At 67.0% G+C, this 26,528-nt stretch carries 24 protein-coding genes; 9 read left to right on the top strand and 15 right to left on the bottom strand.

What is annotated here, in order from left to right; genetic code table 11:
• Positions 1 to 43: 43 nt before the first annotated feature.
• The 5 genes from K8556_RS02715 to K8556_RS02695 form a co-directional block, all read right to left on the bottom strand.
• On the bottom strand, positions 44 to 1,369 hold the full coding sequence (locus K8556_RS02715) for a hypothetical protein (protein WP_223738457.1): 1,326 nt from the start codon (positions 1,367 to 1,369) through the stop codon (positions 44 to 46).
• Positions 1,366 to 3,711, bottom strand: a complete 2,346-nt coding sequence (locus K8556_RS02710; RefSeq protein ID WP_223738456.1) for a hypothetical protein — start codon at positions 3,709 to 3,711, stop codon at positions 1,366 to 1,368. The genes K8556_RS02715 and K8556_RS02710 overlap by 4 nt, the downstream gene beginning before the upstream one ends.
• Complete coding sequence (locus K8556_RS02705; RefSeq protein ID WP_223738455.1) at positions 3,701 to 5,143, bottom strand: hypothetical protein; 1,443 nt, start codon at positions 5,141 to 5,143, stop codon at positions 3,701 to 3,703. Before K8556_RS02705 ends, K8556_RS02710 begins: the two co-directional genes overlap by 11 nt.
• A 638-nt stretch (positions 5,144 to 5,781) precedes the next feature.
• Complete coding sequence (locus K8556_RS02700; RefSeq protein WP_223738454.1) at positions 5,782 to 6,705, bottom strand: DUF2381 family protein; 924 nt, start codon at positions 6,703 to 6,705, stop codon at positions 5,782 to 5,784.
• A gap of 71 nt (positions 6,706 to 6,776) precedes the next feature.
• On the bottom strand, positions 6,777 to 8,723 hold the full coding sequence (locus K8556_RS02695) for a serine/threonine-protein kinase (RefSeq protein WP_223738453.1): 1,947 nt from the start codon (positions 8,721 to 8,723) through the stop codon (positions 6,777 to 6,779).
• A gap of 258 nt (positions 8,724 to 8,981) precedes the next feature.
• Here K8556_RS02695 and K8556_RS02690 point away from each other — a divergent pair, with 258 nt between their 5' ends.
• On the top strand, positions 8,982 to 9,299 hold the full coding sequence (locus K8556_RS02690; protein WP_223738452.1) for a helix-turn-helix transcriptional regulator: 318 nt from the start codon (positions 8,982 to 8,984) through the stop codon (positions 9,297 to 9,299).
• Between the two features lie 52 nt (positions 9,300 to 9,351).
• Entirely contained in the window at positions 9,352 to 9,699 is a 348-nt protein-coding gene (locus K8556_RS02685) for a helix-turn-helix domain-containing protein (RefSeq protein WP_223738451.1), read from the top strand.
• A gap of 187 nt (positions 9,700 to 9,886) precedes the next feature.
• On the opposite strand, the gene K8556_RS02680 is transcribed toward K8556_RS02685, so the two are convergent.
• Positions 9,887 to 10,273, bottom strand: a complete 387-nt coding sequence (locus K8556_RS02680) for a hypothetical protein (RefSeq protein ID WP_223738450.1) — start codon at positions 10,271 to 10,273, stop codon at positions 9,887 to 9,889.
• A gap of 7 nt (positions 10,274 to 10,280) precedes the next feature.
• A complete protein-coding gene (locus K8556_RS02675; RefSeq protein WP_223738449.1) occupies positions 10,281 to 11,450 on the bottom strand; it encodes a serine/threonine-protein kinase in 1,170 nt (389 codons plus the stop codon).
• Between the two features lie 256 nt (positions 11,451 to 11,706).
• Here K8556_RS02675 and K8556_RS02670 point away from each other — a divergent pair, with 256 nt between their 5' ends.
• Positions 11,707 to 12,087, top strand: a complete 381-nt coding sequence (locus K8556_RS02670) for a DUSAM domain-containing protein (protein WP_223738448.1) — start codon at positions 11,707 to 11,709, stop codon at positions 12,085 to 12,087.
• A gap of 106 nt (positions 12,088 to 12,193) precedes the next feature.
• Here the strand turns inward: K8556_RS02670 and K8556_RS02665 are convergent, their stop codons facing one another.
• The 8 genes from K8556_RS02665 to K8556_RS02630 form a co-directional block, all read right to left on the bottom strand.
• Complete coding sequence (locus K8556_RS02665; protein WP_223738447.1) at positions 12,194 to 12,745, bottom strand: PspA; 552 nt, start codon at positions 12,743 to 12,745, stop codon at positions 12,194 to 12,196.
• Between the two features lie 116 nt (positions 12,746 to 12,861).
• Positions 12,862 to 13,284 carry a hypothetical protein gene (locus K8556_RS02660; protein WP_223738446.1) on the bottom strand — a complete coding sequence of 141 codons (423 nt, stop codon included), beginning with the start codon at positions 13,282 to 13,284 and terminating at the stop codon, positions 12,862 to 12,864.
• A complete protein-coding gene (locus K8556_RS02655) occupies positions 13,281 to 14,831 on the bottom strand; it encodes a recombinase family protein (protein WP_223738445.1) in 1,551 nt (516 codons plus the stop codon). Before K8556_RS02655 ends, K8556_RS02660 begins: the two co-directional genes overlap by 4 nt.
• Positions 14,828 to 15,025, bottom strand: coding sequence for a hypothetical protein (locus K8556_RS02650; RefSeq protein WP_223738444.1), 198 nt, complete (start codon positions 15,023 to 15,025; stop codon positions 14,828 to 14,830). Before K8556_RS02650 ends, K8556_RS02655 begins: the two co-directional genes overlap by 4 nt.
• Entirely contained in the window at positions 15,022 to 15,579 is a 558-nt protein-coding gene (locus K8556_RS02645; protein ID WP_223738443.1) for a DUF2924 domain-containing protein, read from the bottom strand. Before K8556_RS02645 ends, K8556_RS02650 begins: the two co-directional genes overlap by 4 nt.
• 234 nt (positions 15,580 to 15,813) lie before the next feature.
• Positions 15,814 to 18,768 (bottom strand): CHC2 zinc finger domain-containing protein, encoded by a 2,955-nt coding sequence (locus K8556_RS02640; protein WP_223738442.1) that lies wholly within the window; start codon positions 18,766 to 18,768, stop codon positions 15,814 to 15,816.
• Positions 18,769 to 19,034: 266 nt separating this feature from the next.
• Positions 19,035 to 19,715, bottom strand: a complete 681-nt coding sequence (locus tag K8556_RS02635) for a hypothetical protein (protein WP_223738441.1) — start codon at positions 19,713 to 19,715, stop codon at positions 19,035 to 19,037.
• Positions 19,716 to 22,257: 2,542 nt separating this feature from the next.
• Positions 22,258 to 22,872 carry a tyrosine-type recombinase/integrase gene (locus K8556_RS02630; RefSeq protein WP_141648973.1) on the bottom strand — a complete coding sequence of 205 codons (615 nt, stop codon included), beginning with the start codon at positions 22,870 to 22,872 and terminating at the stop codon, positions 22,258 to 22,260.
• A 180-nt stretch (positions 22,873 to 23,052) separates the two neighbouring features.
• On the opposite strand from K8556_RS02630, the gene K8556_RS39680 reads away from it, so the two are divergent.
• The 6 genes from K8556_RS39680 (at position 23,053) to K8556_RS02600 (ending at position 26,282) form a co-directional block, all read left to right on the top strand.
• Positions 23,053 to 23,340 carry a BRO family protein gene (locus tag K8556_RS39680; RefSeq protein WP_141648983.1) on the top strand — a complete coding sequence of 96 codons (288 nt, stop codon included), beginning with the start codon at positions 23,053 to 23,055 and terminating at the stop codon, positions 23,338 to 23,340.
• A gap of 641 nt (positions 23,341 to 23,981) precedes the next feature.
• Positions 23,982 to 24,278, top strand: a complete 297-nt coding sequence (locus tag K8556_RS02620) for a hypothetical protein (RefSeq protein WP_223738440.1) — start codon at positions 23,982 to 23,984, stop codon at positions 24,276 to 24,278.
• 71 nt (positions 24,279 to 24,349) lie between these two features.
• Positions 24,350 to 24,574: a hypothetical protein gene (locus K8556_RS02615; protein WP_141648975.1), complete on the top strand. Its 225-nt coding sequence runs from the start codon at positions 24,350 to 24,352 to the stop codon at positions 24,572 to 24,574.
• 114 nt (positions 24,575 to 24,688) lie between these two features.
• Positions 24,689 to 25,303, top strand: a complete 615-nt coding sequence (locus K8556_RS02610; protein WP_223738439.1) for a DUF2924 domain-containing protein — start codon at positions 24,689 to 24,691, stop codon at positions 25,301 to 25,303.
• Positions 25,304 to 25,478: 175 nt separating this feature from the next.
• A complete protein-coding gene (locus tag K8556_RS02605) occupies positions 25,479 to 25,664 on the top strand; it encodes a hypothetical protein (RefSeq protein ID WP_223738438.1) in 186 nt (61 codons plus the stop codon).
• Between the two features lie 279 nt (positions 25,665 to 25,943).
• Positions 25,944 to 26,282 carry a hypothetical protein gene (locus K8556_RS02600; RefSeq protein ID WP_141648405.1) on the top strand — a complete coding sequence of 113 codons (339 nt, stop codon included), beginning with the start codon at positions 25,944 to 25,946 and terminating at the stop codon, positions 26,280 to 26,282.
• Positions 26,283 to 26,528: the final 246 nt, after the last annotated feature.

Here is a 26,528-nt window from a genome sequence, read left to right as displayed (position 1 = left end):
CTGCTTCTGCCTCGATCCCCATAGCCCGACCCAGCCGCCGCCGTCAGGGCCGGTACCGCTCCACCTCGTGGAAGAACTGCGTGAGCGAGTAGTCCAGCAGCGACCGGCAGGACTGCATGTACCGGCGGGCGCGGAGGAAGGGCAGCCAGACGCGCTTGCCCACCCGCACCTGGGACTCTTCCATCTTCTGCCGCAGCACCCATGTCCCGCCCAACCGCCGGACCAGCACGTCTCCCAGATAGGCTCCTAGCGCCGGTGCAGTGTGTCCATCGATGAGTTTCCGCTCGTACTTCTCGGGGAAGTCTTCCCTCCAGAAGAAGAAGTCGAGATCCGTGATGGACTCGGCCGTCTCGTCCATGAGGGAGGGCACCTTCGTGTGCAGCCCAGCCACGAGACCTTCGGACAGGTCTCCGTAGGATTCGAGGACGCGCTCCGGATTCGCCACGTCCGATGGAAGGGCGACCGGCAGCCACTCATCCGGCACAGGAGGCTGGAAGGCGTTGAACTCGGCAATCTTCCGTTGCCGCTCGCTGATGGCGAACTCGTCCAGCAGCAGAGAGAGGAACGGCGCCACGTCAGGGTGGAAGCGCGGCTCAACGGGCACAAGCGCTGCGCTGCGCTCCCGCAACTTGCGCAGCACGGTGTTGAAGTCGAGGTCCGGCCGCAGGTGGACGTGGGCTCGGGCCTGCACCACACGCGCCTCCTCACTAGCGAACTCGGCAGCAGTCGGCCATAGCACCACGAGGACGGAGCCGTTGGGTAGCTCCTCCACGAGGTGCGCTGGCGTCGAGAGCATCCGCTCTCTTCCCACTGATTCGACCAGCTTGGGACCAAAGACGTTCAGCCAGAACAGCTCATAGATCCTGTCGAACCCGTCCCGTTTCCATGCCGCATCGTCACGGCCGAATGCGGGAGAGTCCGCCAACTGCAAATCTGCCAAACCATGAGCTACCGAATGATGCGTAGGGTATCGAGAGGCCCAGGCACGCACCATAGCCACAAAATCGCGACAGGCCTCCGCCGCAGCAAAAAACTTGAGCGGCTGTATAGTGAGACTGACGCTCAGGTCGGACGCCCGCTGAGTGAGCCCGAGGTCGAGTGCCATCGAAACAGCAGGACTCTCCGCGCGAGACAGCCCAATGATTGAGCCATACTCATCGCGTCGCTCCTCTAGCGCGCGCAGCACAGCGTCTCGGGAGTATTTGCGTTTCCGATTGCCTTTGACAGTCGTCGGCATCCAACTGACGGAATGCCTCTCAAGGCCATCAAGGAAGGGAGCCACTTCGCGCTCCAATCCATCCTTCGGCTCGAAGGCCCCATCGAAGGTGAAGCGAAAACTATCTACCTTGCTCAGTTCATCCAGCCTCATTGAAACAACACCTCCACCCCCTCGATCCGCCTCTGCGTCCTGGTTACCGCATCGTTCAATATGGCGGGGTCGCTGGGCAGAAGTTTTCCTCCCTCGTACACAAGGCGCACTCTCTGAACCTTCGCCTGCTGTCGCAGTCCGTCCCGAACAATCTTCAACGTTCCACCGTAGTATTTCATCGCATTGCTCGCATCCGTATTCAACTGCACGCGTAGGTCCTCGGCCTCGAAAGGCTTGAGGTTTCGACTCTTGAAGCTGAACGTCTCCACCCGAGGTGGTTGGCCCGGTGGCGGGCGCTCCTCGATGACGAGGACGTCGGCGTACCGGAAGTCCACCTTCGACACGCCCACGTGCGTCTCGATGCGCGGCTGCTCGAAGTCGCCGAGCCACCGCCGCTGTGCGCGGGGCAACGCAGCGTCCGCCTCCAGGATGGCGATCATGGTCCGCTCGAAAGCCATGCCCCGAGCATAGTAGGCGCGCATCCCCCCGTAGCCCTCCCACTTCAGGGGGCCCTTGACGGCGTCACCGTCCCGAATCTCCTTCAGCCGCCTCTTGCGGTAGGCGACGTACTCCTGCCAGAGCGGAGCCCCCTTCTCGACTCCCGGCGGTGGCTCCTCCAGCTTCGGAGCCATTTCCCGCAGTAGATTCACGTCCTTCGGGAGCCGTGGGCCCGAGGCCTCCAACTCCGCCTGGAACAGCTTGACCCTCGCAGACTCCGTTGCGCCTACCTCGGCGTCCCGGGCGAAGAGGTCCAGGTTGTCGAACTGCTTCCTTCTCGCGGCAGACCGGGCGGGCTCGCGATTCGCCTCGCCTCTCGTCGTTGCAGCTTTGGAGGTCTCCCGGCTTGCCGCCTGCGCCTCCGCAGCGGACACCTCGGCGTTCTGCTCGAAGAGGTCCAGGTTGTCGGACCGCTTCCCTGCCGAGCCCCTTGTGACCACGGGCTTTGCGGACTCTCGGCTGGCCGCCTCCATCAGCAACGCCTGAGCCTTCGCGGGGTTTCCGCGGGCCTCAACGATGGCGACGACGCCAGCCCGCCCCTCCGTCAGCGCGGCGAAGGCGAGCTTCCTGTCGCCCCGCAGGATGGCGAAGCCCTCGCGGATGGCGTCGGGGCCGAATTCCTCCTCCAGCTCCTTCAAGACGGCCTTCAGCGCTTCGACTTCCGAGGCCGCGAGCCGCCGCAGACTCGCCCGCCCACCAGCGTTGGACTCCACCAGCGCGCGCGCGCCCTTGCCCCCGGCATACAGCGCCACCATCAGCGCGGCCGGCGCCAACTCGCGCGTGGCCTGCTCGTACTTGCCCTGCGCCAGCGAGTACGCCCCATGCCCTGTGCCGGCCACCAGGTGGTAGAAGCCCACCGGCACACCGAAGGTGAGGTGGTCGAAGGCCCCCGCCGAAACGCTTCCCGGCGAGTAGTGCCTCTCCATCAACGCCTTCTCCACCTCGTCGAGGGCGGACTGGTAGGGCGGAGGCATCTGCCCACGCATGGCCATGAGTTCCGTGTACCGGGCCTCGCCACTCACCAAGCTGCTGGAGAGCATGTCCCTGCCCGCGCGCCCCAGCCCGCGCAGCACATCGCGGCCTTGCTCGCCCCGCTCCGGGAAGCCTTCCAGCGCCAGGCCCCGCCGCTTCAGCTCCTCGCGGACAGCGGCCATGGCCCCCAGCGTCTCGCCCAATTGCTTGTCACGGGCGAGCAGTTGCACCACCTCGCGTAGCTCGTCGTCGAAGGCCGAGTGGAGGACGAAGAGCGCGAGCACCTCGGCATACGGCACGCCGTACTTCTCGGTGGCCGTGACGAGGAAGGCCGCGCGCTTGCGACTGAGGACGGCCGAGGCGTGTTCGTCCAAAGGACCCAGGGCACCGAGGCGGACTGCATCCCAGGGAGTGAGGGACTGAACCAGCGCAGCCATGTCCACCCCGCGCTGCATGGCCACGAACTCCGCGGGCGAGGCACACGCCAGGAAGGGCGCCAGCACCTCCCGGCTGTGGCTCAGACGGGGCCAGCCCGAGGGCAGGGCCTTGCCGCCACAGGCGAAGGCTCCGCCCTCCTCGCCCGAGCCCCGCGCCCCCTCCTTCCCGTGGACGGCGTTGCCGACGGGCACCCGCCGATAGCCCATCGGGGCCGTCTCTGGCGTCCCATCCGCGGCGCCTGACTCCTCGCCCCGATACACACCTGCCGCCGCACTCCTCGCCGCATGAGAGGGCGCGGAGAAGGGACTGAAGGCTAGAGCCGCCCCACGGCCCGCCTGGCCCGGCCTCGCCGGCAACGAAGCGCACCCGGAGGCCAGGAGGGCCACCACCAGCGCGAGGCCCAACCCGCTGCCCCAAGGCTGCTCAGCGCGCATTGTCCACCCCCAGCCCCACCGAAGCGAAGGCGCCTGGCCGCAGTGTCCCTTCCGCTGTCGGGAAGAGCAGCGTGCCGCCCTGCCCCACCGCGTACAGCTTCCCGCCCAGAAAGCGCCACCGCGCGTCACCCGAGGCGAGGTAGCGCACTCCCGGCTGGCCCGCACCCACCGCCACCCCGCCCACCCCCACCGAGAGGTTCCGGTGGAAGAGCTGCGTCTCCAGCCGGCCGTCCACGTCCACCCGGCCCCAGTTGAAGACCTCGGTACCCATCGTCAGGCGGAAGTGACGCTGTCCCAAGACACTCAGGCTCTCCGCGTCCCAGCTCAAAATCAGCTCGCCGTAGGCCGAGTACCCGTCTGGAAAGGGAGCGTCCGCCTGCGGCACGGCGGCCGGGCCTGCCACCTGGAAGCGCGCCAGCTCGTAGTCCGGGCCGAAGGCCCCCTGCCGGAAGCCTCCACGCTGAAGGCGGCCTTCCAGGCGCGCGCGCATGTCCATCTTCGAGGTCAGGTACTCCGCTCCCAACCCCGCCACCGCGCCCCAAACACCGCCCTCGCCAGGGCGTCCGCCCCAGCCCGCATTCGCCTGCAACTCGAAGCCACCTTCGGGGTTGCGGCGCCGCACAAGCATGGCCGTCCCATCCAGGTGGGCCAGCGTCATCGGCTCCGACATCCCTCCGGCCTTGCCCCAGTCATGCACCGCGGACAGCGCCAGCGTGTACTGCATGGGGTAGGGAGGGCGGCCGAAGAGGACGTGCTGCATGTCCAGGGCGACTTCCGCTCCCATCAGCCGCGCGCCCAGCACGTCCGAGGCGAAGGCCTCCACGTACAAGGGCCTCAGCATGGCCGTCACCACCGCGCCGGCCGGGTGGTAGTCGGGGTTGCCCCGGTTGTTGTAGCGGCGCACCAGGTGCCCGGACAGCAGCGTGTAGGACTCCAAGGCACCCACCCACACGAAGTTCGGCGCGTCCCCTCCCACCATCAGGTTCTGCACCACCTGGCCCCAGTCGGAGAGTTCGTCCCAGTCCTCCTTCCGCACCAGACTGGCACCCGCCTCTGCGCCCCACATGCGCAACCGCACCGGGGCCCCGAGGTCGAGTTGGAGGATGTCCGGCTTGACGAGCTCCAGCCGCGGCTGCACCTGAAGGAAGCCTTCGTCCGTCCCCGCTCCACGGCGAGGCAGCAACGCCCATGTGGTGGTCTCCAGGCTCAGCCGGTTCGCCCAGCCAGAGCCCGAGTTGGACGAGTCCGGCTCTTCCTCGACCAGGGCGTCACCCTCGTCCATGGAGGGCTCGAGTTGCTCGTCCACCTCTGGCTCAAGGAGGACGGTGTCTTCCTCGACCTTCGCCAGGTCGTCCTCATAGGCAATCTCCTCCGCCCACCCTGTTCCGGGAACCAGCAGCGGCAGCAGCACGACGGCCCAGCGCATGTACATCGATGTCTCCTGTGAAGGCCCCGCAGGCGGGGCAATGGACAGAGGTCTCCCATTCAGTCCGGCAGGGCGCCGGGCTGCAGGGTGGATGCATTGCATTGCGGGAGTCGCCAGCCGGCCGGTTGGGCCGAGCCATAGGCAGACGTGTCACGTCACGGCGCTGGGAAGCCCAGCCCCGCCCCAACAGCAGGCAGACGTGTCACGCCACGGCACCGGGCAGGCCCGGCTCCGCTCATGACTCCAAACGCGAATAGGGATGACTGAGGAAGGGCTCCTCAACGCTCATCAGGCACGCGGCCCGACGAAGTGCAGACGGCTACTCGGCGCACGAGGACCACCAGCACGCGCCTCACATGGCGGTGCGGGAGGTCCTCGACGCAGCGCGAGAGCCCAACGCCTGTTTCGAGGTGGAGCTAGGAAGGTGGCTCAGGCGCGTCGCCCTCCGGGCGCCCTCCGCAGCCACCAAGGAAGCGCGCAGTTACGCGCGCGCACTCCAGCACAGTGAGGAACACATCGCCCTCCAGGGCACGCCAGAATGAACTAGACTAATAGGTACAGTCCATTGGACCCTAGATTAACATTCGGCACAAGCCCCCAATGTCGGAAACCCACGAAAGTGCTTGGAGGCAGTGCTCGCAAGGTTAAGGGAAAGTGACGTTGCCCAGGGTGACGGTGCGGCGCCCATCCGCGTCCCAGAGCTTGAGCGTGAAGCTCCCTTGAGGGGACTCAGATGCAGCCTCGGCCTCAACCACCACTCGCTGGAACGTCGAACCGGGGGCCATGGGACCGGACTGCCACACTCGAAGCACCCTCAACTCCTCGTTGGCCTTGCCCCTGAGCATCGCCCCCACTGCTGTCCACGGTTGGTCGTCCCCCCGTGACATGAGGATGACCTCAACAGCCACCCTGCGGGCCGTGCGGTATGCAGCGACATAGTGTTTGGCGGCTGCCGCTCCTGGGCCTTCGGTCACCCCCTTGGTCACGTCGCGGAAATCAACGCCTCGCTTGCTGAGGACTTCCGTCGAGATGAGTCCTGTCAGCCCATCAGGAGCATTTCGCTCCGCGCGCAGACGCTCATTCTCCTCTCGGCATTGCTCAGCCTCGATGCGCGCTTGGCGGACTTCCTCCTGGTATGTCTCGACGCTCCTCTTGCGCCGGTAGACCTCGACGAGCGCTTCTGACCGTGCGGGGTGCGCTACCAGGACAAACGTCGCACTCGCCGGGGCCGCACCATCCTGAAAGCGCACCGTCAACTTGAGTCGGTCACCCGGATTGAATTTCTCTGAAGGAACCAAGCGCAGCATCGTACTGAGGCCAGCATCCACGACCGAGAAGCGCTCGCGCCCCTCGAGCGTCACCCCTTCTCGACTCACCTCCGAATCGAAGATAAACACCGTCGAGAGCCCTGGGCTCACTGCTACTTCAGGTGCTGGCTGAACATCATCCGAGACCAGCTCGATTCGGCGAACGCTCAGTCCCACGGTGGAGGCGGGCGACTGCGCTAGGGCCGTTCCCTCCCCTGCGAGGAGGAGGAAAAGCAGCACGGCCGACACAGAATGATGCACGCGACGTCTCCCCTACCAAGCCAGCGGCGACGCCGCTGGCGACTCACGGGCGCCTGCCCAACAACGACAGGTCATTCAAACTCACTCACTGCCTTGACAAAAACGGCAGAGTACACGCGCGCCTTTCCAGACTCCCCTCCGCCACCCTCTATCTCCAGTCCGCGGTTGTCCGAGGTGTCTCGCACCTCCAAGCACACGGGGAGGCTCTCTCCGCGAAATCGCGCTCGAGTCAGTCGGACATAGACGCGCTCGGCGATAATGAGTCGCCCAGACAGAGTGGCGTAGTCCGACCCCACAATGATCTGCGCAGTACCTTCCTTCACCGTTACGTATTTTTGCGTTCCCCGAACGAAAGTAGCCGCCTCGTCGTCTCCAATCTCCATGCCCAGCTTCTTCATGCCTTTGGTGGCGCCTGCCGGGCACGGCTCAGGCTCCGGAGCCGGGCGCACCTGGGGACCGGAGCACGCGAACGTGGTGCAGAGGGCCGCCGTCGCCACGGCACTGCTGACGCTCCTCGTGGCCTTCTTGGAAGGCACCGGCAGGGAGGTCGGGGAGTCACTCTTCGTCGTCGTCACGGTGGCAGTCACCTCGGGAAGCGTCGCGGGGGGAGCGACGGCCGCAGGTGTGGCCTCCGGCCCGATGGGAGCTGCGGCCTGGCCAGCTTGAGGTTTTTCTATATATGGCGCTACTTCTTGGCCGGTGACGGCCTGCGGCTGCGGTGAGTCCGTCCGCAGTGAGAAGTACGCCCCATACGCGAGGGCCATGGTCAGCAGCCCCGCCCCCAGCATACGCCCCATCCTGAGTCGCGAGAGGAACGAGCGCCGCCCTGCCTCGACGACGGGGGCCACAGGCGCCATTTGCCGCGCGGCGTCCGCCTCCATTGCGGCTTCCGCCCCCACCCCGCCCTCAAGCGCCAAGCCCGGCCCATGCGCCTCCACGGGCCAGGGGGCCGCAGGCGCCAGCGGGGCCTCGAGTGGCAATGCTGCAGGCCTGCCTTCGCCCAGCAGCTCCGGCCCCTGCGCCTTGCCCCGGCGCATCTGGCGCAGGGGCCGCTTCGCCCACCGAGCCAGCTTGTCCACCTCACCCTCGGTGGTGGCCGAGTTCGGGCCATACGAGTCAAACAAGGGCGTGTCCCACGCCTCCCCTTCCGCCCCGGCCAGGAGCTCTTCCAGGGCTGCACAGACAGTGCTCGCGGCAGGACGTGCAGCAGGGTCCTTCTCCAGCAGCCGCATGCACAACATGCCCAGCGGCTCCGGGACGAAGCGGTTGACGTGGTGAGGGGGCACAGGCGAATTGCCAATGACACTCCGGATGTAGTCCTCTTCCGTCCCCACGTCGAAGGGCAGCCTCGCCGTCAGGAGACGGTAGAGGAGGGTGCCCAGGGCCCACATGTCATCCGAGGGGGCGGACACGTAGCGGAAGCCTCTCTGGCCAAGGTGCTCCCGCAGGAAGAGCCAAGCCTCGGGGGGCCGGAACTCCATCGTCCCCGGCGGCAGCAGGGATTGGGTGACACCGGAGGGGGCGCCCGCGTAGTCCCCAATGCCGTAGTCCACCAGCACCGCCAGGCCGTCCGCGTCGCGCACCATGACGTTGGCGTCCTTCACGTCCCGGTGCACCACTCCCGCCTCGTGCGAGGCTGCCAGCGCCCTCGCCATGTCGAGCGTCACCTTCGCAATTCGCCGGGCCGAGGGGTTCTCATCCTTCACCCACGCGCTCAGCTTCCGCCCCTCCACGTACTCCATGGCGATGAGGGCGAAGTCGCGCTCCTCGGCTTGCCAGTAGGTGAAGCCGCGAATGCCCACCACGTTCGGGTGCGTCAAGCGCAGGAGGATGGAGACTTCCTTCTCCGCCCGCCCCTCCACGCGCTGCCGCTCCACGAGCTTCAGTGCGCAGGGCTGCCCGTCATTCGTCGCGAGGTACACGGTGCCGAAACCACCTCGGTCCAACTGCCTCACCACCGTGTAGCCCTTCACCACGTCCCCAGGGGACAGCACGGCTGGGGGGCCGTTGTCCCTCATGGCGACGTCCTCCTGGCGGCTCTGTAGGACGGCAGGACTGCAACCACGCGCATGCGATTCCCTCCCGGCGCCGGCCCACGCTACCAGAAGCCCAGGGAAATCGCGCGAAGTCTTATCCCACCTCCCACCACCACCAACCACGACAGGTCGAGCCACAGTCCAGGTGAATTCAACTAGACTATAGGGTATAGTTTACTTGGAATGCATATCCCCCCTGACGCCCTCACCTTCGCCCCGCCGAAGAGGCGCTCGCGCCCTTTGCCTGCCATCCTCGGCGAGGCCCTGCGCGCCGCCCGCCTCCGCGCGGGCTTGCAGCAGACAGAGGTAGCGAGGCTCATCGACATCTCCCGCAACGCCTACAGCCGGCTCGAGCGGGGACTGATGCTTCCCAGCGTCCCGACGCTGTTCCGCCTGTGCACCGTCGTCGGCACCACCCCCAACGAGCTGCTGGGCTTCTCCTACGCGCTGCCGCCGGGCACGAGCGCTACCGCCAAGGACGCCCTGCGACGCCGCGTGCGCCAGTTGGACGGGCGCCAGGCCCTTGCCCTCATTCAGCTCCTCTCAGGCATGCGCTGATGGAATCGCACTCCCTTGACAACGAGCAACTCAGGTATACTCCCTTGTACCTATGAACGAACAGCTTGCTGCGCACCTTGGAAGCATCGCCCGCCTTGCTCGGGAGCAGATGAGTCTGACGCAGGTCCAAGTCGCGGAGCGCGTGGGGCTGGCCTCTGCCGTCTACAGCCGTGTCGAGCGCGGACACATGATTCCCAGCGTCGAGACGCTGAAGAAGTTGTGCATTGAGCTGATGGTCTCCCCCGAGGACATGATGGGGCTCACCGAATCCCCCAACAGCGGGAGTCCAACGCGGGCGGACGACGACGTCACCCTGCGGCGGCTGCTCTTCCTCGCACGGAAGCTCGACGCGTCGAAGCTGGACGCCCTCGTCCGCATCACCACCGAGTTGGCCCGCTGAAGCAGTGCCCCGAGGGCACCCGCCCCTCCAGAAGCAGGCTGCGTGCGGCTGGCGCCTCGAGCAGGGAGCAGGCTTGGCGGGCAGAGCCCCATGCCTCGGGGCCCTGCACCGGAGTACGCGCGCCCCCAACCCGAACGGACTCCGGCGATGACGGAGCGCCTCCCCGTCCGAAGGAGGAGGCACCCCGCTACGCCGCGCCGCGCTCCGCCAACTCCTCATTCACGTCGGCGAGCTGCGCCTCCAGGGCTTTCTTCCTCAGTTGGAGGCGGGCCACATCATCCAGCCCCGCCTCCTCGTCGAGGCGTCTCTCCTTCGGAGGGTCAGGCTCCAAGTCCTCACGCACCTCCACCGTGAGGACGTCGCCCGCACGGATGTCGTTGGCGTAACACCACCTCAGGCGCTCGCGGTACTCCCTGCCCACGGAGCCCCCAAGGTGGAGGTCCACCTCCGGGTTGTCGCGCGTCTCATCATCGGGGCGGCGCACCCACGTCAGAATGGTGGAGACAACACCGAAGCCCGACACCCCCGCGGTTGCGACGTGCCGGCCATTGCGCAGTAGGCGAAAGCAGAGCATCGGCGGCCTACTCCTTCTTCGGGAGCCCCAACTCGTGCTTCTCCAACCCATCCGGGTAGAGGCCGGCCTCGCCGAACTCCACCTGGTCACGGAGTACCCCACCCTCGGACACCACGAGGGCGGCCTCCTGGGCGGCCTCCGCGCGCCCATAGGGCTTGCGGAGCTGGGCGTGGGCGACACCGCGCAACGCATCCCTCATGTCCGCCGCCGTCGCGAAGCGCTCCTCGGGGTTGAGGCGCAGGGCCGTGTGCAGCACCGCCTTGAGGTCCTCGTTGAGGTGGGCCACCGCCTTCTCGACGACGGCCGGACCGAACTTCTCCATGAGGGCCTGCATCTGCTGCAGCGGCAACGAGGGATGCGACTCCGCGACAAACCGGCTCTCCTTCGCCACCACCGGGACGTCGCGCACCTCGAAGAGGTGCTTCCCCGTGAGGCATTCCACCAGCAACACCCCCAGGCTGAAGACGTCGGAGCGCGGTGTCAGCCCTTCCTTGCGGAGGTATTCGGGAGAGGCATAGGCCACATCCCCTCGCAGCAGATTCTCCGGCGACTCCTCCCGCCCCACCAGCAGCGAGAATGCCGAGCCGAAGTCCAGCACCTTCACCTCCCCCTGCAGGCCCAAGGCGATGTGCCGGGGACTCACGTCACGGTGGACGATGCCCAGGGGCACGCCCTTCTCTGACGTCAGCGTGTGCGCGTAGTGCAGCGCGTCCGCGACCTCCGCCCCCACGTACAAGCCAAAGCCCTCCGAGAGGGGCTTGCCCCGCACCAACGCCGCGCACACCAGCGTCTCCAGTGAGGGCCCGCCCACGTACTCCATGACGCTGAAGGGAACGTCCTCTTCCTCATCCACCTGCATATGGAAGACTTGAGCGATGTTGGGGTGATTGAGTCGGAAGGCCAACTGCACCTCTTCAATCATCCGCTTGCGCATCATGTACGTGGAGGGGCTGGCAATCTTGCGGACCAGACACGGACCGGACAGCGCTCCATCCGCCACACGCCGCTCCGCCTTCAGGAGCTTCTCGCCATTCGACCGCACTTCGATTTCCCGCACCGCCTCGTAGCGGACGCCCTCCACTTCGAAGAGGAAGCGTGGCGCACTGGGGCTGGGCGGAGCGGAGGGCTTGGGCGGTAACTCCTCCGTCGACACTTCATCTTCCGAACGCTTCGTCATGGCTGTGAATCCTCCTGAAAGAAGGGGCGCGGCCCCACGGACACTGAGATTCGCCGTCGCGGACAACTCTCCGGAATCTGCTAGGTACAGTTGACTGGACCGTCGAATTAACATGACCTTTGGGAGGCTGTGAAGCCCTCTGCCCCTCGTAGCGGACAGGCCGCCTCCCATGAGCGCCTATCCCCGCCTGGGTGCAAGCGGCCCCAGCCCCGGCTTCGCAGAGAGGCATGGGCTGCTCGCAAAGGAAAAATGACGCATGAGTGAAACCGTTGACTGGGGTCCGATTCGCGAACTGGCGCGTCGTGTCTCCACCACAGGAGGGCGCCTGGCCCTCACAACTGAGGCGAAGGCGCTGCTGAGGCGCACGGCCTCCGAGGTGGGCATCAGCGACAGTGAGGCCGAGAGCGCGCTCGCCACGGAGGAGGGTGCGTTGGGCCTCTTGAGCGAGGAGTCCCGGCGCATCCGAGAAGGCTCCCATCGGCTCATGGATGCGCTGCACCGGATGTACCAGCACAAGGACAAGGGGGACTTCGGCCGCGCCCGCCAGGAGATGCAGGACGTCCTCAAGGTGGAAGTCGTGCCCCACTACCGCGCCCTCGCCGAAGGGCAGCTCGAAGACATGGCCGACGCGCCGTAGCGACGAGCGCCTTCCAGCAGCGGTGTTCCGGGCGAAAGTGTCACTTTCGCCTTCGAGCTACTTGCCGCAGGAGCGCCCTCCAGAGAGGGCGCTTCGCGGCCCAGACTCAGGCTGGCGTCACCTTGTCGAAGGGGCGCACCACCTTCCTGGCGTCGGAGACGCGCTCCAACGTCACCGTCTTCGCCTTCTCGTCGACGGCCTTCACCTTCGCATTGAAGGCGCCCCGCCCCTGCTTGTAACGCACCTCCTGTCCCACCTCGTATGCGACGGGCGTCGCGGGGCTAGGGCCAGGGCTGGAGCTGGGGACGGCGGCCGTCGCGGTGCGTCCCGCCGCACTCGGACGCCCTCGGCGCTTCTGGGGTGCAGCCTTCGTCCGCGTGGGCTTCGGCGCAGCCTCCGGCCTTACATACTTCCGCACGGGCACCGAGGGCGTGCGCTTCGGCGCGGACGCGGGTATGCGCTGCGACGCGGGAGGCGGTACGGGGGCCCGCTTCGGCGCGGACGCCGCATGAGCCGAGCCGGACCCAATGCCCAGGAACTGAGCAATCTTCCCCAGCAGCTCCAGTTGCCGCTCCTGCAGCTCCACCTGCCGGCCCATCGTCTTCTCCACCGCCTCCGCCACCGCAGTCTGGATGATGCCCTTCATGTCGTTCTGCATGTGCTTTCGCTCACTTTCGTCGCGGGACGTACAACCCTCGCGCTCTCAACACGGACAACAATTCAGCCTCTTGCACTCACGCTACACCAAGGAGTCCAGGCATCCGGACTCCTGTCTCAAAATGAAGCCTTCACCTCGCGCCAACGCTCGCGCTGCACCGCCCACGTCCCCGCGTGTGCAATGGCCCGGAGGCTTCGCTCGCTGAGGGGCTCCTCTCCATCCACGGCCTCGAGGAACAGCACCTCCTCCTGGATGTCGGGCGCCAGCAACTGCAAGTCCAGCAGGTGCGTCACGCGCGCGCGGGTGAAGCCCAACTGGGCTGCGACGTCCGCCGCGCTCCCCACCAACCCTCGCGCAATAGCGGACTCCACGTGGTGCGCCAGGGCCAGCATGCGCGCGACGTGCGCTGGCCGGCGCGCCGCCTCTCGCGGCGGGGGGCGCACGCCCTCCCGGAAGCGCACCTTCGAGCGCCGCACGCGGTGAAACTGCGCGCTGACGAGGCCGGCCTCCGCCGGCCGAGACTCGGGACTCGCGCTCACGCCGCCACCTCGCGCGCGGGCGTTGCGGAGGCACCGGCATGGGCAAGGTGCACATCCACTCTGTCCGTCTCCTCGTCCACCACGACCCGGCCGACGAGGGCCTGCAGCAGGCGCCCCCGGTTGGCGGCCGTGAGGGCGTCCCACACCGCGTCGAAGTCCGCCAAGGCCTGGGCCACCCAGGCCGCCTCCAGCTTCTCCCCCTCCATGGCGTCCAGGGCGCGCTCCACCTCCGCCAGCCGCTTCTTCATGCCGACGGACTCTTCTTCAGCGGCCGTCAGCTTCTCCTCCAGGAGGCGCCGGGTGGGGCCCTCCAGCTTCGAGAGGGAGTCCACCCACTTCGCCGACTCCCCGGCGCGCTTGGCCAGGTCCTTCGGGAGCTGCGCGCGCTCGGCGCGCAGGGCCTTGTGCTTCTCCTCCAGCCGCGCCGTGAGGCGGGCGTGTACCTGCGTCGCGAAGCCCCCACCTACCGAGACTTCCCGCAGCCGGGCGACGACGAAGTCCTCCAGGGCGGCTGCCGGGAGGGGCGAGGCCCGGCACCCCTCCTTCCCCTGCTTGTCCCGGGTGACGCAGCGGTAGTAGCGGTACTCGCGCGTGCCCTTACGCGTGGAGCCGGGCGTCATGGCCTCGCCGCACAGGCCGCAGCGAAGGAGGCCTCGCAGCACGTAGTCCGGGTTGCGCCCGTGGTACTGGATGCCAGGGCCGCGACCCTCCAGGATGTCCTGCACCTGATGGAAGGTGGCTCTGTCCACGATGGGCGAGTGCTCGCCCGGATGCGCCTCGTCGCCATACGGCACGAAGCCCGCGTACAAGGGACTCCTCAAGAGGCGCAGCACGTCCTGCGTCGTCCATTTCCGAGCCGCGCGCGTGGCACCGCTCTGGGCCTCGTGGCGCTTCGTCTTGCGCCCTGTCTCGTTGAGGAGGCGCGAAACCACCGAGGCCTGCTGGTGCTGGAGGTACAACGCGAAGGCCTCCCGCACCACCACCGCCTCGTACTCATTCACCACGAGGCGCTTGTCCTTCACCTCGTAGCCCAGTGGTGCGCGTCCTCCCGTCCACTTCCCCTTGCGGCGCGCGGCGGCCACCTTGTCCCGCGTGCGCTCGGAGATCATCTCGCGCTCGAACTCAGCGAAGCTCATCAGCATGTTCAACGTCAGCCGGCCCATCGCGTCCGCCGTGCTGAAGTTCTGCGTCACCGAGACGAAGGAGGCACCCGCCGCGTTGAAGCGCTCCATGACTTTCGCGAAGTCGAGGAGGCTGCGAGAGAGGCGGTCCACCTTGTACACCACCACCACGTCCACCCGGCCCGCGTCCACGTCCTGCATCAGTCGCTGGAAGGCGGGCCGCTCCATGTTCGCGCCGGTGAAGCCGCCGTCGTCGTAGCTCTCGTCCACCAACACCCAGCCGGGCTGGCGCTGCACGTAGGAGACACAGGACTCGCGCTGGGCGTCCAGCGAGTTGAACTCCATCTCCAGGCCTGCAGCCGTGGACTTGCGCGTGTAGACGGCGCAGCGCTTCGCGTCCGAGGGCGCTGGCTTGCTCTTCCTCATGGCCCCTCCGCCCCCTCTGTTGTCGATACCGGCTCGACGCTCGGCGACGGCTTCTGTCCGGAGAGTTGCTCCGCCACGGCCACCAGTCGCTCCACGTTGTCGTTGAGGCGCTTCAGTTCGCGGACGAGGCTCGGCATCGTCGACTCGAAGAAGCGCTGGCCCATGTGCGTTTGAAAGAAGGCGGGGCCGCTCATGACTTCACCGCCTTCGAGCTGCCGGCCTTGAGTCCAAAGAAGCTGAAGCCATTCCAGGCCGTGCCAGTAATCAGCTTGGCCACGCTGGAGAGGCTTCGGTGAAGCTGGCCTTCGTACTCAATTCCGTCCGCGCGCACCGTCACCCGGTGCTGCGTGCCCTTGAACACGCGCGTCAGCACCGTGCCCGGCGGGGGCAGGCGCGCGTCGCGACCGTCCGCAGTCCCTGCGCGCACGTCCGCAGGGGCTGGAGGAGGCGTCGCGGAGGGCTTCGCCTCCTCCACCTGCCGCATCCTCCAGCGCTCGGGCAGCTTGTCGCCCAACTCTGAGATTCGTGCGACGGCGCGCGCGGAGAGTCCCCCTTCGGCCAGCTCCTGAATCCGGAAGGCCAGGCGCTTCTTCAGGTAGTCCCGGTTGCGGCTGCGCGTGGGCTCGCCGTACAGCTCCTGGTACTTCTCCGCCAGCTCCGGCACCGACATGCTGGCCAGCGCAGCCAGTTGCTGTGGCACGTCCGCCAGCTCCTTACGGGCAGCCCACGCAATCCCCTTCTTCGCCATGGTGGTGTCTCCTTCGTCCGGGGCAGCACGCCCTCGGGCGAAAACCATGGACGCTCTGTCCCCAGAAGAAGACAAGTCGAGAGTCTGCGGCTCAGCCATGCGCGCTCTCCTCTTGGTGCAACTTCATTACGTGCGGCGCATGCTGCGAATGGCGACGAAGCAACAACTCCCAGAGGGCCTCCGAGAGAATCTCCACTGCGGCCTCGCACTGTTGCTGCGGGGCGCGCCGGGTCACTACTCCGCCCATGGGTCGACCTCATCTACCTCTGCGGCAGCCATGTCTGCATTCACCTCCGGCTCGCCTCCCAACTTCTGGAGTGCGTACATCGTCCGCTTCTTGCGGTCCTGGTTCCGCACCACCACCCGCAAGTCCCCAAAGACTCTGTCCCTCGCCGTTTGCAGCGCTCGGCCCAGCCGGCTCTGCTGCGAGCGGGAGCCGCCCTCGCCTCGCACCTGAAGCATCAGCTCGTCCTTCTCGCACAGCTCGTTGAGGCTCGAGACGAGCACCTCCGCCGTGCCATGCGCTCCCCACCAGGCCTGGACGAATTCGCGCCAGGACTCCCCTTCGACGTCCGCATTCGCATAAAGCTCGTCGAGGTTGCCGAGGAAGCCCTCCACCCCAGCCACATTGAGAAGGCCGCCCATGACGGCCGCCCAGTGCTCGAAGGAGCCCAGCCGCTCGCGCCCCAGAGGCCTCCCCGCAGCAATCCACGCCTGCACGAGCGTCAGGGCCGCACGCACCAACTCGCTCCGGTGCTCCTTCACCCAGAGGATAATCGGGTCATGCTTGAAGCGACTTCGCGTCCAGGCCCTGTCCAGCTTGGGGTCGATGCGGATGCGCACGGAGCGACGGGCAATGTCCTTTGAAAGCTTCGGGTTGTTGCCGGTGAGCATCCACATGGCGGTATTGGGCAGCGTCAGCTTCTGCGTCTTGCCCAGGAGACGGTCCGTCCAGGAGGTACTCGTCAGCATGGCGGCGAGGGCCGCGGAGGAGAGCGTCGCCTTCTCATTGGCGTTGTCGAGGAGGATGAGGGGGCGCGCCAGGGCGAGCTCGGCGGTGAGCGTCTTTCGAATCTCCTCTTCATTCTCAGGCAAGGTGCCAATGGCGAACGCCCTGCCCGTCGCCACCCACGAGACGAGGTCGCACAAGAGGCCCTTGCCGGAGCCGACAGCGGGCGCCTCTACGACGTGGAGGGGGGTGCACCCCTCAATCATCCGCCGGACGAAGGGGAGGAGGACGGCGGCGAGGGCATGTGCCTTATCGCTGGGGTGGGCAAATGGGAAGTCCACGAAGACGTCGTCAGAGAAGAGGGCACGTGCGGCGGCAACCTCCTCGGGTGTCGGCCGCTCGGACACGGCGCCGAGGTGAAGCGCAGGAGCGGGCTCCAGCCAGAGTCTGTCCTCCGGGTGCAGCCCAGGCGTCAGGAGGAGCTTCCCGTCCTGTCCGAATACCGGCGTGGTAATGACAGCCTCCACTGAGGGAAGGCCCGGAGGCGGGTACGCGAGGAAGTCCCGCGCGACGTCTTTCGGCGGGAAGACGGAGTGCGGCCTGCCCTCGACTTCCGCTACCCACGTCGCCTCCCGGAGGAGGACTCCGTAGACGGCGGCCTCCGTCATCTCCGAGAGAATGGGCGCCTCCTTCTCGGGCTGCGCGAGTTGCACGAGGGCGTTGCCTCGCACAAAGAGTGGCGCCGCCTCGTTGGCGAAGCCCTGCGTGCTGGCAGCCCGCATGCGACGCGCATTCGCCTGCACCACCGCTTGGCGCGCCTCGGTGACAATGGCCCAAAGTTGGCGGTTGCCCACGTTGATTTCCGGGCGCGCGGCGGACGCACGGCGCTGCGCCATGGCCGCCGCCTCCTTCTCCGCCACCACCCCCTTGAGGTTGGCGTTGAGTGCCCGCCTCCGGAGGCCAAACTTCGCCGAAATGGCGTCCAGCACCACGTCGGCTCGGACTGCCGTGCATTGCTGCAATGAGGCCAGGAGGGGCGCCAGCGCCTTGTCCAAGTCTGCCTTGGGCGCACTCTCTGGAATGCCATCCAGCAGGTACTCCGGGTATGCCCTCGCGCGTCCGAGGACTTCGTGAAGCGTCGCGGCGCCCTGCGACGCGACAAGCGCGTTGACGTCCACCTTCTCGGTGCCCTGCGGACGTGGAAGCAGGGCGACGCACGCCTCTCGGCCCTCGGCCCAGAGGGCTGCGGCAGTCTCCCGCGCGCCCGCCTCTCCGGCGCCGCTGGCCTCGGCGTCATTGCAAATGACGACGCGCCTCGCGTCGCGCGTGAGCTTCAGCAGCCGAGGAATGTCCTGCTTGCGAAAGCGCGTCGTGGCGGGAGAGAGACAAGGAATGCCCGCCTGCATGGCGCTGATGCAGTCGGTGACGCCTTCCGTAATCAGCAGCGTGTCGGCCTTGCGTGCCGCGTCCTCGTTGTAGAAGTAGTCGTTGCGGACGGTGGGTGAGACGTAGGGGTGCCGCTCCGAATGGGTGAGGAGCTTCTTGTACTTCGCCTTCTCCCACTCTTCGTCGCCCGTATATTGCGTCGCGCGGGCGATGAAGTAGACGACGCGGCCATCCTTCCAATATGGGAAGACGAGGCGCTCCCGGAAGAAGTCCTCGACGTGGCCGCCCGGCAGTTGGACGAAGAGGCCCGTCTTGAGGGCCGCCTCGCGGCTCGCGCCCATACCCTCTCTCAGGTGCGCGAAGAGGCCGCCGTCTGCCCACCCCAGCTTGAAGCTGTCCACCACCTCGTCGGTGAAGCCGTAGTGCTGTTTGAAGGACTCCTCGCGAATGTTCGCGGGCAGGTGGCGGTGGTAGTAGTCGGCGGCGGCCGTGAGGAGTCGCTCGACGTCGCGGCGCTCCACCAGCGCCTCGAGCTCACGCGCGTGGGACTCGTCATGGGGCGCGGGCAGGGGAATGCCGGCGCGCCCTGCCAGTCGGAATACCGCCTCCTTGAAGTCAACCTTCTCCCTCTCCTGGACGAAGGTGAAGACGTCTCCCCCCAGGCTGCCGCCGTTGGAGAAGTCGTGCCACGTCTGCGTGGCGGGCCACACGACGAAGGAAGGCGTCTTCTCGGGGTGAAAGGGTGAGAGTCCCTTGAGGGTGCTGCCCGAAGGGCGCAACTCGACGTGGGCGCCGACGACGTCGGTTATGTCCGAGCGGCTCCGCACCTGCTCCACGAAGACGCGAAAGCTCATGGCGCAGGCACCTGGGGGCTGCGCCTCGCCGCCGCGGAGTCCAGCCCTCGACGCACAACGGGCTGACGCGCACGCCACGCCAGCATAGCGCCGGGCTGCATCTGCCCAATGACTGTTGGGAGGCCGAGGACATGAGAGGCAACGCGCCCCTCGTCCCCGCGGCTCGCGGAGAAGGAGTCCTGCATGGGTTTCTTTCCGGGGACGTGTAGACGTGCTGCCTCGCAGCACGCCCTCGCTTGGAGGCTCAATTCACCTCGGGCTGGCGCTCAGCAGTTTCGTTCCCAAAACGCCCGGTACTCGACGGCAACCGCTTCGACGAAGGTTTGCCACTCCTCGCCGCGCATGGCTGACACGTCCCCAACCTGCTGCATTCCGAGGTGGTGGTGGAGGAGGCGCTCCACCCTCTTGCGCGGCATGGTTTTCAGTACGTCAGAGAGGTACTGCACGAGGCGCGCGTTGGGTGGCCTTGCGCCCGCGTCGCCGCGGCGCGCCGCTTCGGCTTGCGTCGCCGCGTCCACCCGGAGCCTCGCCAAGTCGTGAAGCGGCAGCCCCTGGAAGGCCTGCTGCTGCTCCGGGGACAGGCGGCGCTCGGGCTGCAGGGAGTAGCGCGTCTGCCACCAGTCCTTCGCGGCCCCGTGACGCTGGACTTCAACAGCCCACGTCTCAAGCCCAAACGTGTGCCGCATGCGCAGGGCTTCCTTGAAGAAGGCAATCCCGTACTCCAGCACCTTCACCTCGCGCGTCTCGAAGAGGGCGACGTTGTGGGTGAATCGCAGCACGGGCTTGTGTCCCTCCACCTTCAGCCTCCGGGTGAAGGGGACGAACTTGTTGTCAATGAAAGCCACGTCGCGCGGGTGCGGCTCCCCGAGGAAGACGACGACGGCGCTGTCTCCGTCATTCTCCAGCTTCAGCCAGGCGTCCCCGGCCTCCTTGGGCTGCTTCGCCAACTCCTGCGTGCGGCAGTCCTCCCTCAAGGACTGGGCTGGGGCAGGGCTGGGCGTCTGGGTAACTGGCCTGGGGGAGTCGCTCTCGTCACGCATGTGTGCCTCGGGGCCGGAGGAGGTTGTGGCCGCTGCTGCTGAGAAGCCGCTCCGTCCCTGCAGGGACAAAGGCTCGGGGCCCGCAATCGGGGACATGCTGACGCGCCCGAATTTCCACCGGGGCCTCCGACTCGCCAGGTACTCAGGTTTTGCGGGAGTCCTGGTGGCTTGCCCGGCGTCCGGCAGCACCATGAGGAGGCTGCGGCGGGCCATCCCGCATGGAGGGGCGCTCCTTCATGAGGGCGGCGATGGCCTCTGCTGGGCGGGCCTCATGCCCCTGCCTTGGACACGGGCGGAGTTCCCACCTCCTCCATTCGGACGCCCACGCTGCGCTCCAAGGGAAGAGGCCACGAGCACTCCACGAGGGGCTGGCCTACGACTGCTCGGAACGAATGAGGAGTGCGTGGGCGAGGCAACCTTTGCGCCGAAGGGCCTGGACAGCCGCCTTCCCCAGAAGCCGCTCTCGCTCGAACCAGGGCAACCCCAGCAGGACGCACGGGGTGGTGCTCACCGGTGACGCGCAACCGGCGGCCCCAGCACGACGCGAGGGCAAATAGGACGATGAAGGCGGGGAACAGGAGAGTGAGTCGCCTCACCACCTACATTCTCCCCTCCGACTCTCGCATTCCTGCCGGACTGCCGGACTTCATGCCGGACTTCCCCCGCTGAAGTCCGGCACCAAAAATCGCTGTAACTGCGAGGGGTTAAACCATCCTGCCGGACTTGCCGGACTTCCTCCCCCGTCCCGCCCCTCTACGGGGAAATATTTTCTGCGCGCTTCCCTCCCAAAATATTTTCCCTCGCGTACGTAAAAGTGGCTTTGAAGTCCGGCAAGTCCGGCAGAGTGACTCAACCCCATGAAGTTGTTACGGAAATTACTGCCGGACTTCATGCCGGACTTCTGCCGGACTTTGGAGAAGTCCGGCGGCTGAAGTCGGGGTGTTGGTGCCTTGCTTCAACTGGAGGTACAGGGCGCCTGGGTGAGACCTCGGCACCTCCGGCTTCCCTGCCCTGGTTGCTCTGGACGCCAGGGACCGGCTCAACGGATCGCATCCGGGTCGGCCAACCAGCTCGCGACTCCTGCGCTCTCAGGACTGGCCACTTGCGCCCGGTTGCCCTTCGCCTGCGCGAGGAAGGCGGGGCAAGGGCGAGAACCGTTCAGGCTTCAGCGAAGCGGCCCTTTGACGCTCCTGAGCACCCGGGCTGCTTGAGCGGAGCTGGACTTCGATTCGCGCAGGTGCCCCACAGTAGAGGGCGGCCCATGACAGTTCGAAGGCGCGGCTGTCTCGGCGGCTGCGCGAAGCCCGAAGCTGTTCGTCCAGGTGGGCCCTGGGCCAGCGACACTCCCGCGCTCGGGACGATGCCCCTCCAGCAGGCTCTCTTCCCCCCACGCCCCCCTTTGGGGCGAATCCCAAGAAAGTGAACGGGCTTCATTCCCGAGCTTGTTCACTTTCAGGCCCGTTCACTTTCACCGGACCAAGCCCCACCAGGCCAGGCTCCGCCGTGGAGCTCACCTGGCGCGCGGAAGCACACGCCTGGCGCCGCAGGTCTCGTAGTTTCGCGGGGTTGGGGCGCCAAGCCACCAGGTGCTCGAGCACCGCGGTCCGAGTCCGAGCCTGAACTCGCGCCCGGAAGTACACTCCGTCCAGCGGGCCGGACTCCAGCGCGCCATTCACTTCCCCGGCCCACCTGCCCCCTCCCCGCTGGGGTCCGCTTGCCGCCCCTGGCCCCTAGCGCGCGCCCCCGATTCAGCCCCGCGCACCAACGCCTCCTCTGCGTGGCGCCCCGTTCGTGCGCGCGTGTCCTCCAGCGCTTCGGGCCGCAGGGCTTTGTGCTCTCCGTGAGGCCCACGACTCCCCGCGACCGCCCTCGAAGCACCGGCCCGCCGTCCCGCGCGCAGCTGGGCGCGCGTGCCGTTACCAGGGCCGAGCCGAATGGCCGAAAACAGGTAAAGGCGGCCATTCGGCGTCACGGACCCCACGCTGTTTCGCGCGCTTACGAGGCCTCATAAAGGGCCGAAGCGCCGAGGCCGATTGCCGCTTTCCGCTGGTTGGGGCCGCCTGCCGCGCACCCTCGCGGCCCAGCTCCTCCCCCGTCACCGTCACTGCCTGCCCCTGCCGGGCGCCACCATGCCTACCGACGACGCCAGCACGCCTACCCCGCCTACCCCTGACGCCAGGGTGGGGGGTGGTGCGTTTTTTCGTGCGGGCCTCGCCGCCGGGGCGTGTACCTGGGGCCCTTTTCGAGAGAGTCACCTCTGAAAAAGTGAACACCCCGCGCCTGTTCATTTGCACCCGGTAAGTGAACGCCTCGCGCTGTTCACTTTCGCCGGCCGTGCCTGGGGCAGCCCGCGCGATCTCCGCGCACAACTGCCCTCACCGCCTCCGCGCGGCACCCCGGCCCAGCCAGGGGCTCTCGCGGGCGCTCAGCGCGGAGGCGGCATTCCCCATCAGCAGGGCAAGTCCTGCGTCACGCGCACCAGCTCGTCGTCCGAGGGGTGCGTGTAGATGACCGTGGAGTCGATGCTGCGCTGCCGCGCGAAGCGCTGGGTGAGGCGAATGTCCTTCGTCCGCCGGTACACCCCGGTGCACGCGGTGTGGCGCACGGCGTGGAAGTTGAGGTGCCGCTCCAGGCCCGCGCGCTGCTGCCACACCGCGAAGCCATGGCGCACCTGCCGCGTGGAAAGGCGCAGGCCCTTGCGGCTCAGGAAGAGCGGAGCCTGGGGGCCCACGTCGTGCCCCAGCGAGCGCTTCAGGCGCAACAACTTCTCCAGCTTCGCGCGCACCGTGTCCGAGAAGACGACTTCCTGGGGGCCCGGGTGCCGGCGGCAACCCTTGAAGACGCGCAGCGGTACGTGCCGGCGTGCGCGTCCGCGCTCGTCGAAGATGTCGCCGACGTTGAGGGCCACCAGCTCGTGCTCGCGCAGGCCCGATGCCAGCGCGAGGCTGTAGAGGCAGTGGTCCCTGAATCCCTCCTTGTGCAACCCCGTGGTGCGCAGCAGCAACGCCACCTCCTTCTCCGTGAGAGTGCGGGGTGCGCGCGCGACAGCAGCATAGGCAGACATGGAGACTCCTTCGTGAAGAGGACGCGGCCATGCACGCTCTGTCGCCCCCACAAGACAAGTCATTAACCACGCTGCGCATTCTTGAGTCGGGCCCCGCGCGGCCTCGGCGTTTCCCCGAAAGGAGTCGCTGTGCATCCGCTGGCCCATTTCAACTTCGAGACACACCGCATCCGTGTCTCCATGGACGAGCGGGGTGAGCCATGGTTCGTCGCCGCCGACGTCTGCGCGGCCCTCGGCATCGCCAACAGCCGGGACGCCCTGAGCCACCTGGAGGCGATGAAAGGGGTGTCGGCCCTACCACCCCCCTGGCGCTCTCCAGAGCCATGGTTAAAGACGTCGCAGCTGACCTTGAGCATCGTATGTCCAGCCCCCCATACGGACGCTTGGCCAGAGGACGAGGTCGATACGCACGTGGTGCGTACCAAGGAAGGCGGCTCAAACGGTACCCATCATCAACACCATGCATGATTACGACCACCTCGTCGCGACGTACTGGCTCGGCGCGTACACCGCTCTCGCGTGAGGACTCGAACGGCCCTCTACGAAATCACCTCGACTGAAGTCCTGCAGCGCGGCATCAGGTGCGGCAGAGACAACCGCCTTGCCCTCGACCCTCAGGAGGTGGGCGTCGCCCGGCGAGGGGACGCGGATGACAGCCTCGTCCAACTGCCCCCCTGCCCCGCCTGCCGATCCACCGAGTTCCTCACCCGCGCAGCCGAGCGCGAGCCGGGGCACCCCGTCCCAGGCAGCTTCGGGCACCTGCACCGGCTCCTCGTCGCCCACCTCCATGCCGAGCTGGTCCAGCGCGGGCGACTGCACACGGTGCTCAAGCCCAAGGGGGGCAGCGCCGGCAAGGTGCTGATGCGGCCCCTTTCTCAGGAGGCTCGCGAGCGCTGGCTCCCCCAGGGCCTCCGAATCGCGGTCCCCGCCGACGAGCAGCCCCGCGCCCCTGAAGAGTCCAGTCAATAGACATACACTGTCGGCAAAACAGTCCCTCGCGCCGCGATGCCCCGGGGCGTCGCGAATCCCTCGTTCCTCGACTTGCTATGTCCCCAAGACAGAGCGTGTATGTCTTCACGCGCCGCCTACTGCGCGCCAGGGAGACACGCATGTTTATCGGCACTGACACCACCTACATCGGCAATGAAATCCCCGGGCTCCGGGGGCAGAGGGTCCGCATCTTCGCGGTGTTGCGAGGCAGCCTCCGCCCCGACGCCAACCCGGACGCGGACGACTACTACGTGAATGACAACGAAAAGCTGGCGCGCCTCGGGGGTGTAACGGCCGAGGACTGCATCGACGCGGCTCCCATTCACCCGGACGGAACCACCTCCTTCGTGCATGTCGACCCGCGCGCCATCGATTTGGAGTGCTTCGCGCACCTGAGCAAGCCCAACGAACAATGACTTGTCATACGCGCAAAACAGAGCGCGTATGTCTCACGCGCGCCTCCGAAAGCGTACGAAAAGACGAAACAATGACACCCCGCAAGCCCCGCCCCGCCACCGCCGCGAAGCCCACCCGGGCGCCCGAAGAAGTCCTTGAGCGCATTGCACGCCAATCGCTCAACATCGAAACCCTGAAGACACGCAACAGCGACAGCCTCGACTTCCACGACGTGGCGGTGTGGGGCCTGAAGGAGGCCCTCGAAGCGGCCTATCAGGCCGGCCTGAGCGCCGCCAACAGCGCCCGCAGCAAGTAGCACCTCCTCTCACCACCCACGCCCCGCCCAGCGGGGCACCAGCGCATGAGGGACACCGGGCCGCCCTCGTGAACGGCAGACGTGTACCCACGGCCCGGAAAGGAAAACAGCACCATGTCCCGCACCACCGCCCCGAAGAAGAAGCTGGAGTCCATGAACCTGACGGAGCTGCGCGCCCGCTACCGCGAAGTGGTGGGCGAGGAGACGCGCAGCCCGAACAAGAAGTTCCTCATCCGCCGCATCGAGGAGTCTCTCGCCGCCAAGAAGCGGCGCAGCCCCTCCCGCCGGGCGACGGCCACCGCCCCCAGCGCGCCTCCGGCGCCTGCCGCACAGCCCCCCACGTCGGTCGAGGGCACGCAGTCTGCCAACCAGCGCGGGCGCTTCGCCGGCATGTCGCTGGAAGCGTTGCAGGCGAAGTACCGCGAAGTCGTGGGGCGCCCGACGGGCAGCAGCGACATCCCCTACCTCAAGTGGAAGATTCGGGAGGCGGAGGCCGGACGCGTGCCGGTGGGTCCCCGTCCCGAGCGCGAGGTGAAGGTGCGCGAGGACGGCAAGCGCGTCATCCCCCTCTCCTTCGACGCGGAGGACTTGGCGGCCCTGGACAAGGCCTGGCGCGACGCGGGCATCCCGAGCCGGACTCGTTTCTTCATGCGCGCGGTCCACCGAGAACTCACGGCCATGGGCGCCACCGAAGCCGCCGCGCGCTTCGCCCCGAAAGAGGAGGAGTGAGGCCCGCATCCACTCGCCCCAGCAGGACAGCGAATAGGCCGAGAGGCCCTCCCAACCCGGACGCGCTCCGCCCCGCCGTCCACACGCGAGGCGGGCGCCAACATCGCCGTGAAGTGAAACACCGCCCGAGACCTTCGACCGGCCCCTCCTTCAACGCAGTCCCCACGGGAACAACATGAAGACACGCGAAGAATTGGAAACGATGACCGTCAAGAAACTGCGCCGCTACGTCATCGACACCGGAAACAGCTTCCCCTACTTGGGGGAAACCAAGAAGGCCAAGATCATCGACAAGCTCATGAAGATTCGAGCAGAGCGGGAGGACACGAAGCCCACGCCGACCGCCAAGGGTGCAACCTAGCCGCAGCCCCTCGCCATTCGAGGGCCTTGCCGGGCTGCGACAGGCACGTCCGGCAAGCCACTCGAAGCGGCCGAAATAGGCCCCAAGCGCGCACGCCCAGCCTCACCACCAGACACACGCTCCATCGGGAACAGCGCCCCAGCCAAACGCCAACGCCCCGCCACAGAACATACACCCCAAAGACAGCAGAGAGGACTTGATACACCCGCCCACAAGAGCGTGTATGCCCCTCGCGACGGGCACAAAAAAGCACCGCGCAATCCCACAGGAATACCGACCATGAGCGCGACGGCCATCCCTTTTCACGTTATCCCGATGAAGGTGATTGACTTCAGCAACGCCAAGCTGAGCCTCGACCTCGGCAAAAGCCGGTACGGCACGGCCCAGCCCCAACTGGACATCTTCCTTCCGCCCAGCGCAACCCACCGGCAGATGAGCGCGTTGCTCCACGCCTTCGCCGCCAGCCTGGAGCTGAGCACCCCCGCCAGCGAGCGGTGGATCGTGCAGAGCGAGCGCCTCTCGGAGCCGAACCATGGCCGCATCTACCTGGAGCTGGCCGAGGGGGACCATGCCGAGGCCATGCGCGGGATGATGCTCCTCAACACCCTGCTGGGCTGAGCGGAGAGGTCAGCGGGAGTCCGCGCCGCAGCACCGCGCAGGTTTCCCCGTCCATCCTCACCCAGTCAATCACACACACTGGAATTCCCCCACCAGCCGCAACCCAAGCGCCTGAAACACGCGCCACCCGTCGAGAGCGGACGAGAAACCCCGCATATTCTCGCGAATACTCCAGACGCCCAAATCCGCCCTTCCGGCCGTCGAAGTGGACTTGCTTCATTCGCATACAAGAGCGTGTATGTGTTT

The sequence above is a fragment of the Corallococcus sp. AS-1-12 genome (assembly GCF_020036995.1).
GTDB lineage: Bacteria > Myxococcota > Myxococcia > Myxococcales > Myxococcaceae > Corallococcus.
The sequence above is the reverse complement of the archived record's forward strand: the minus strand, read 5'-3'. Positions and strand labels throughout refer to the sequence as shown.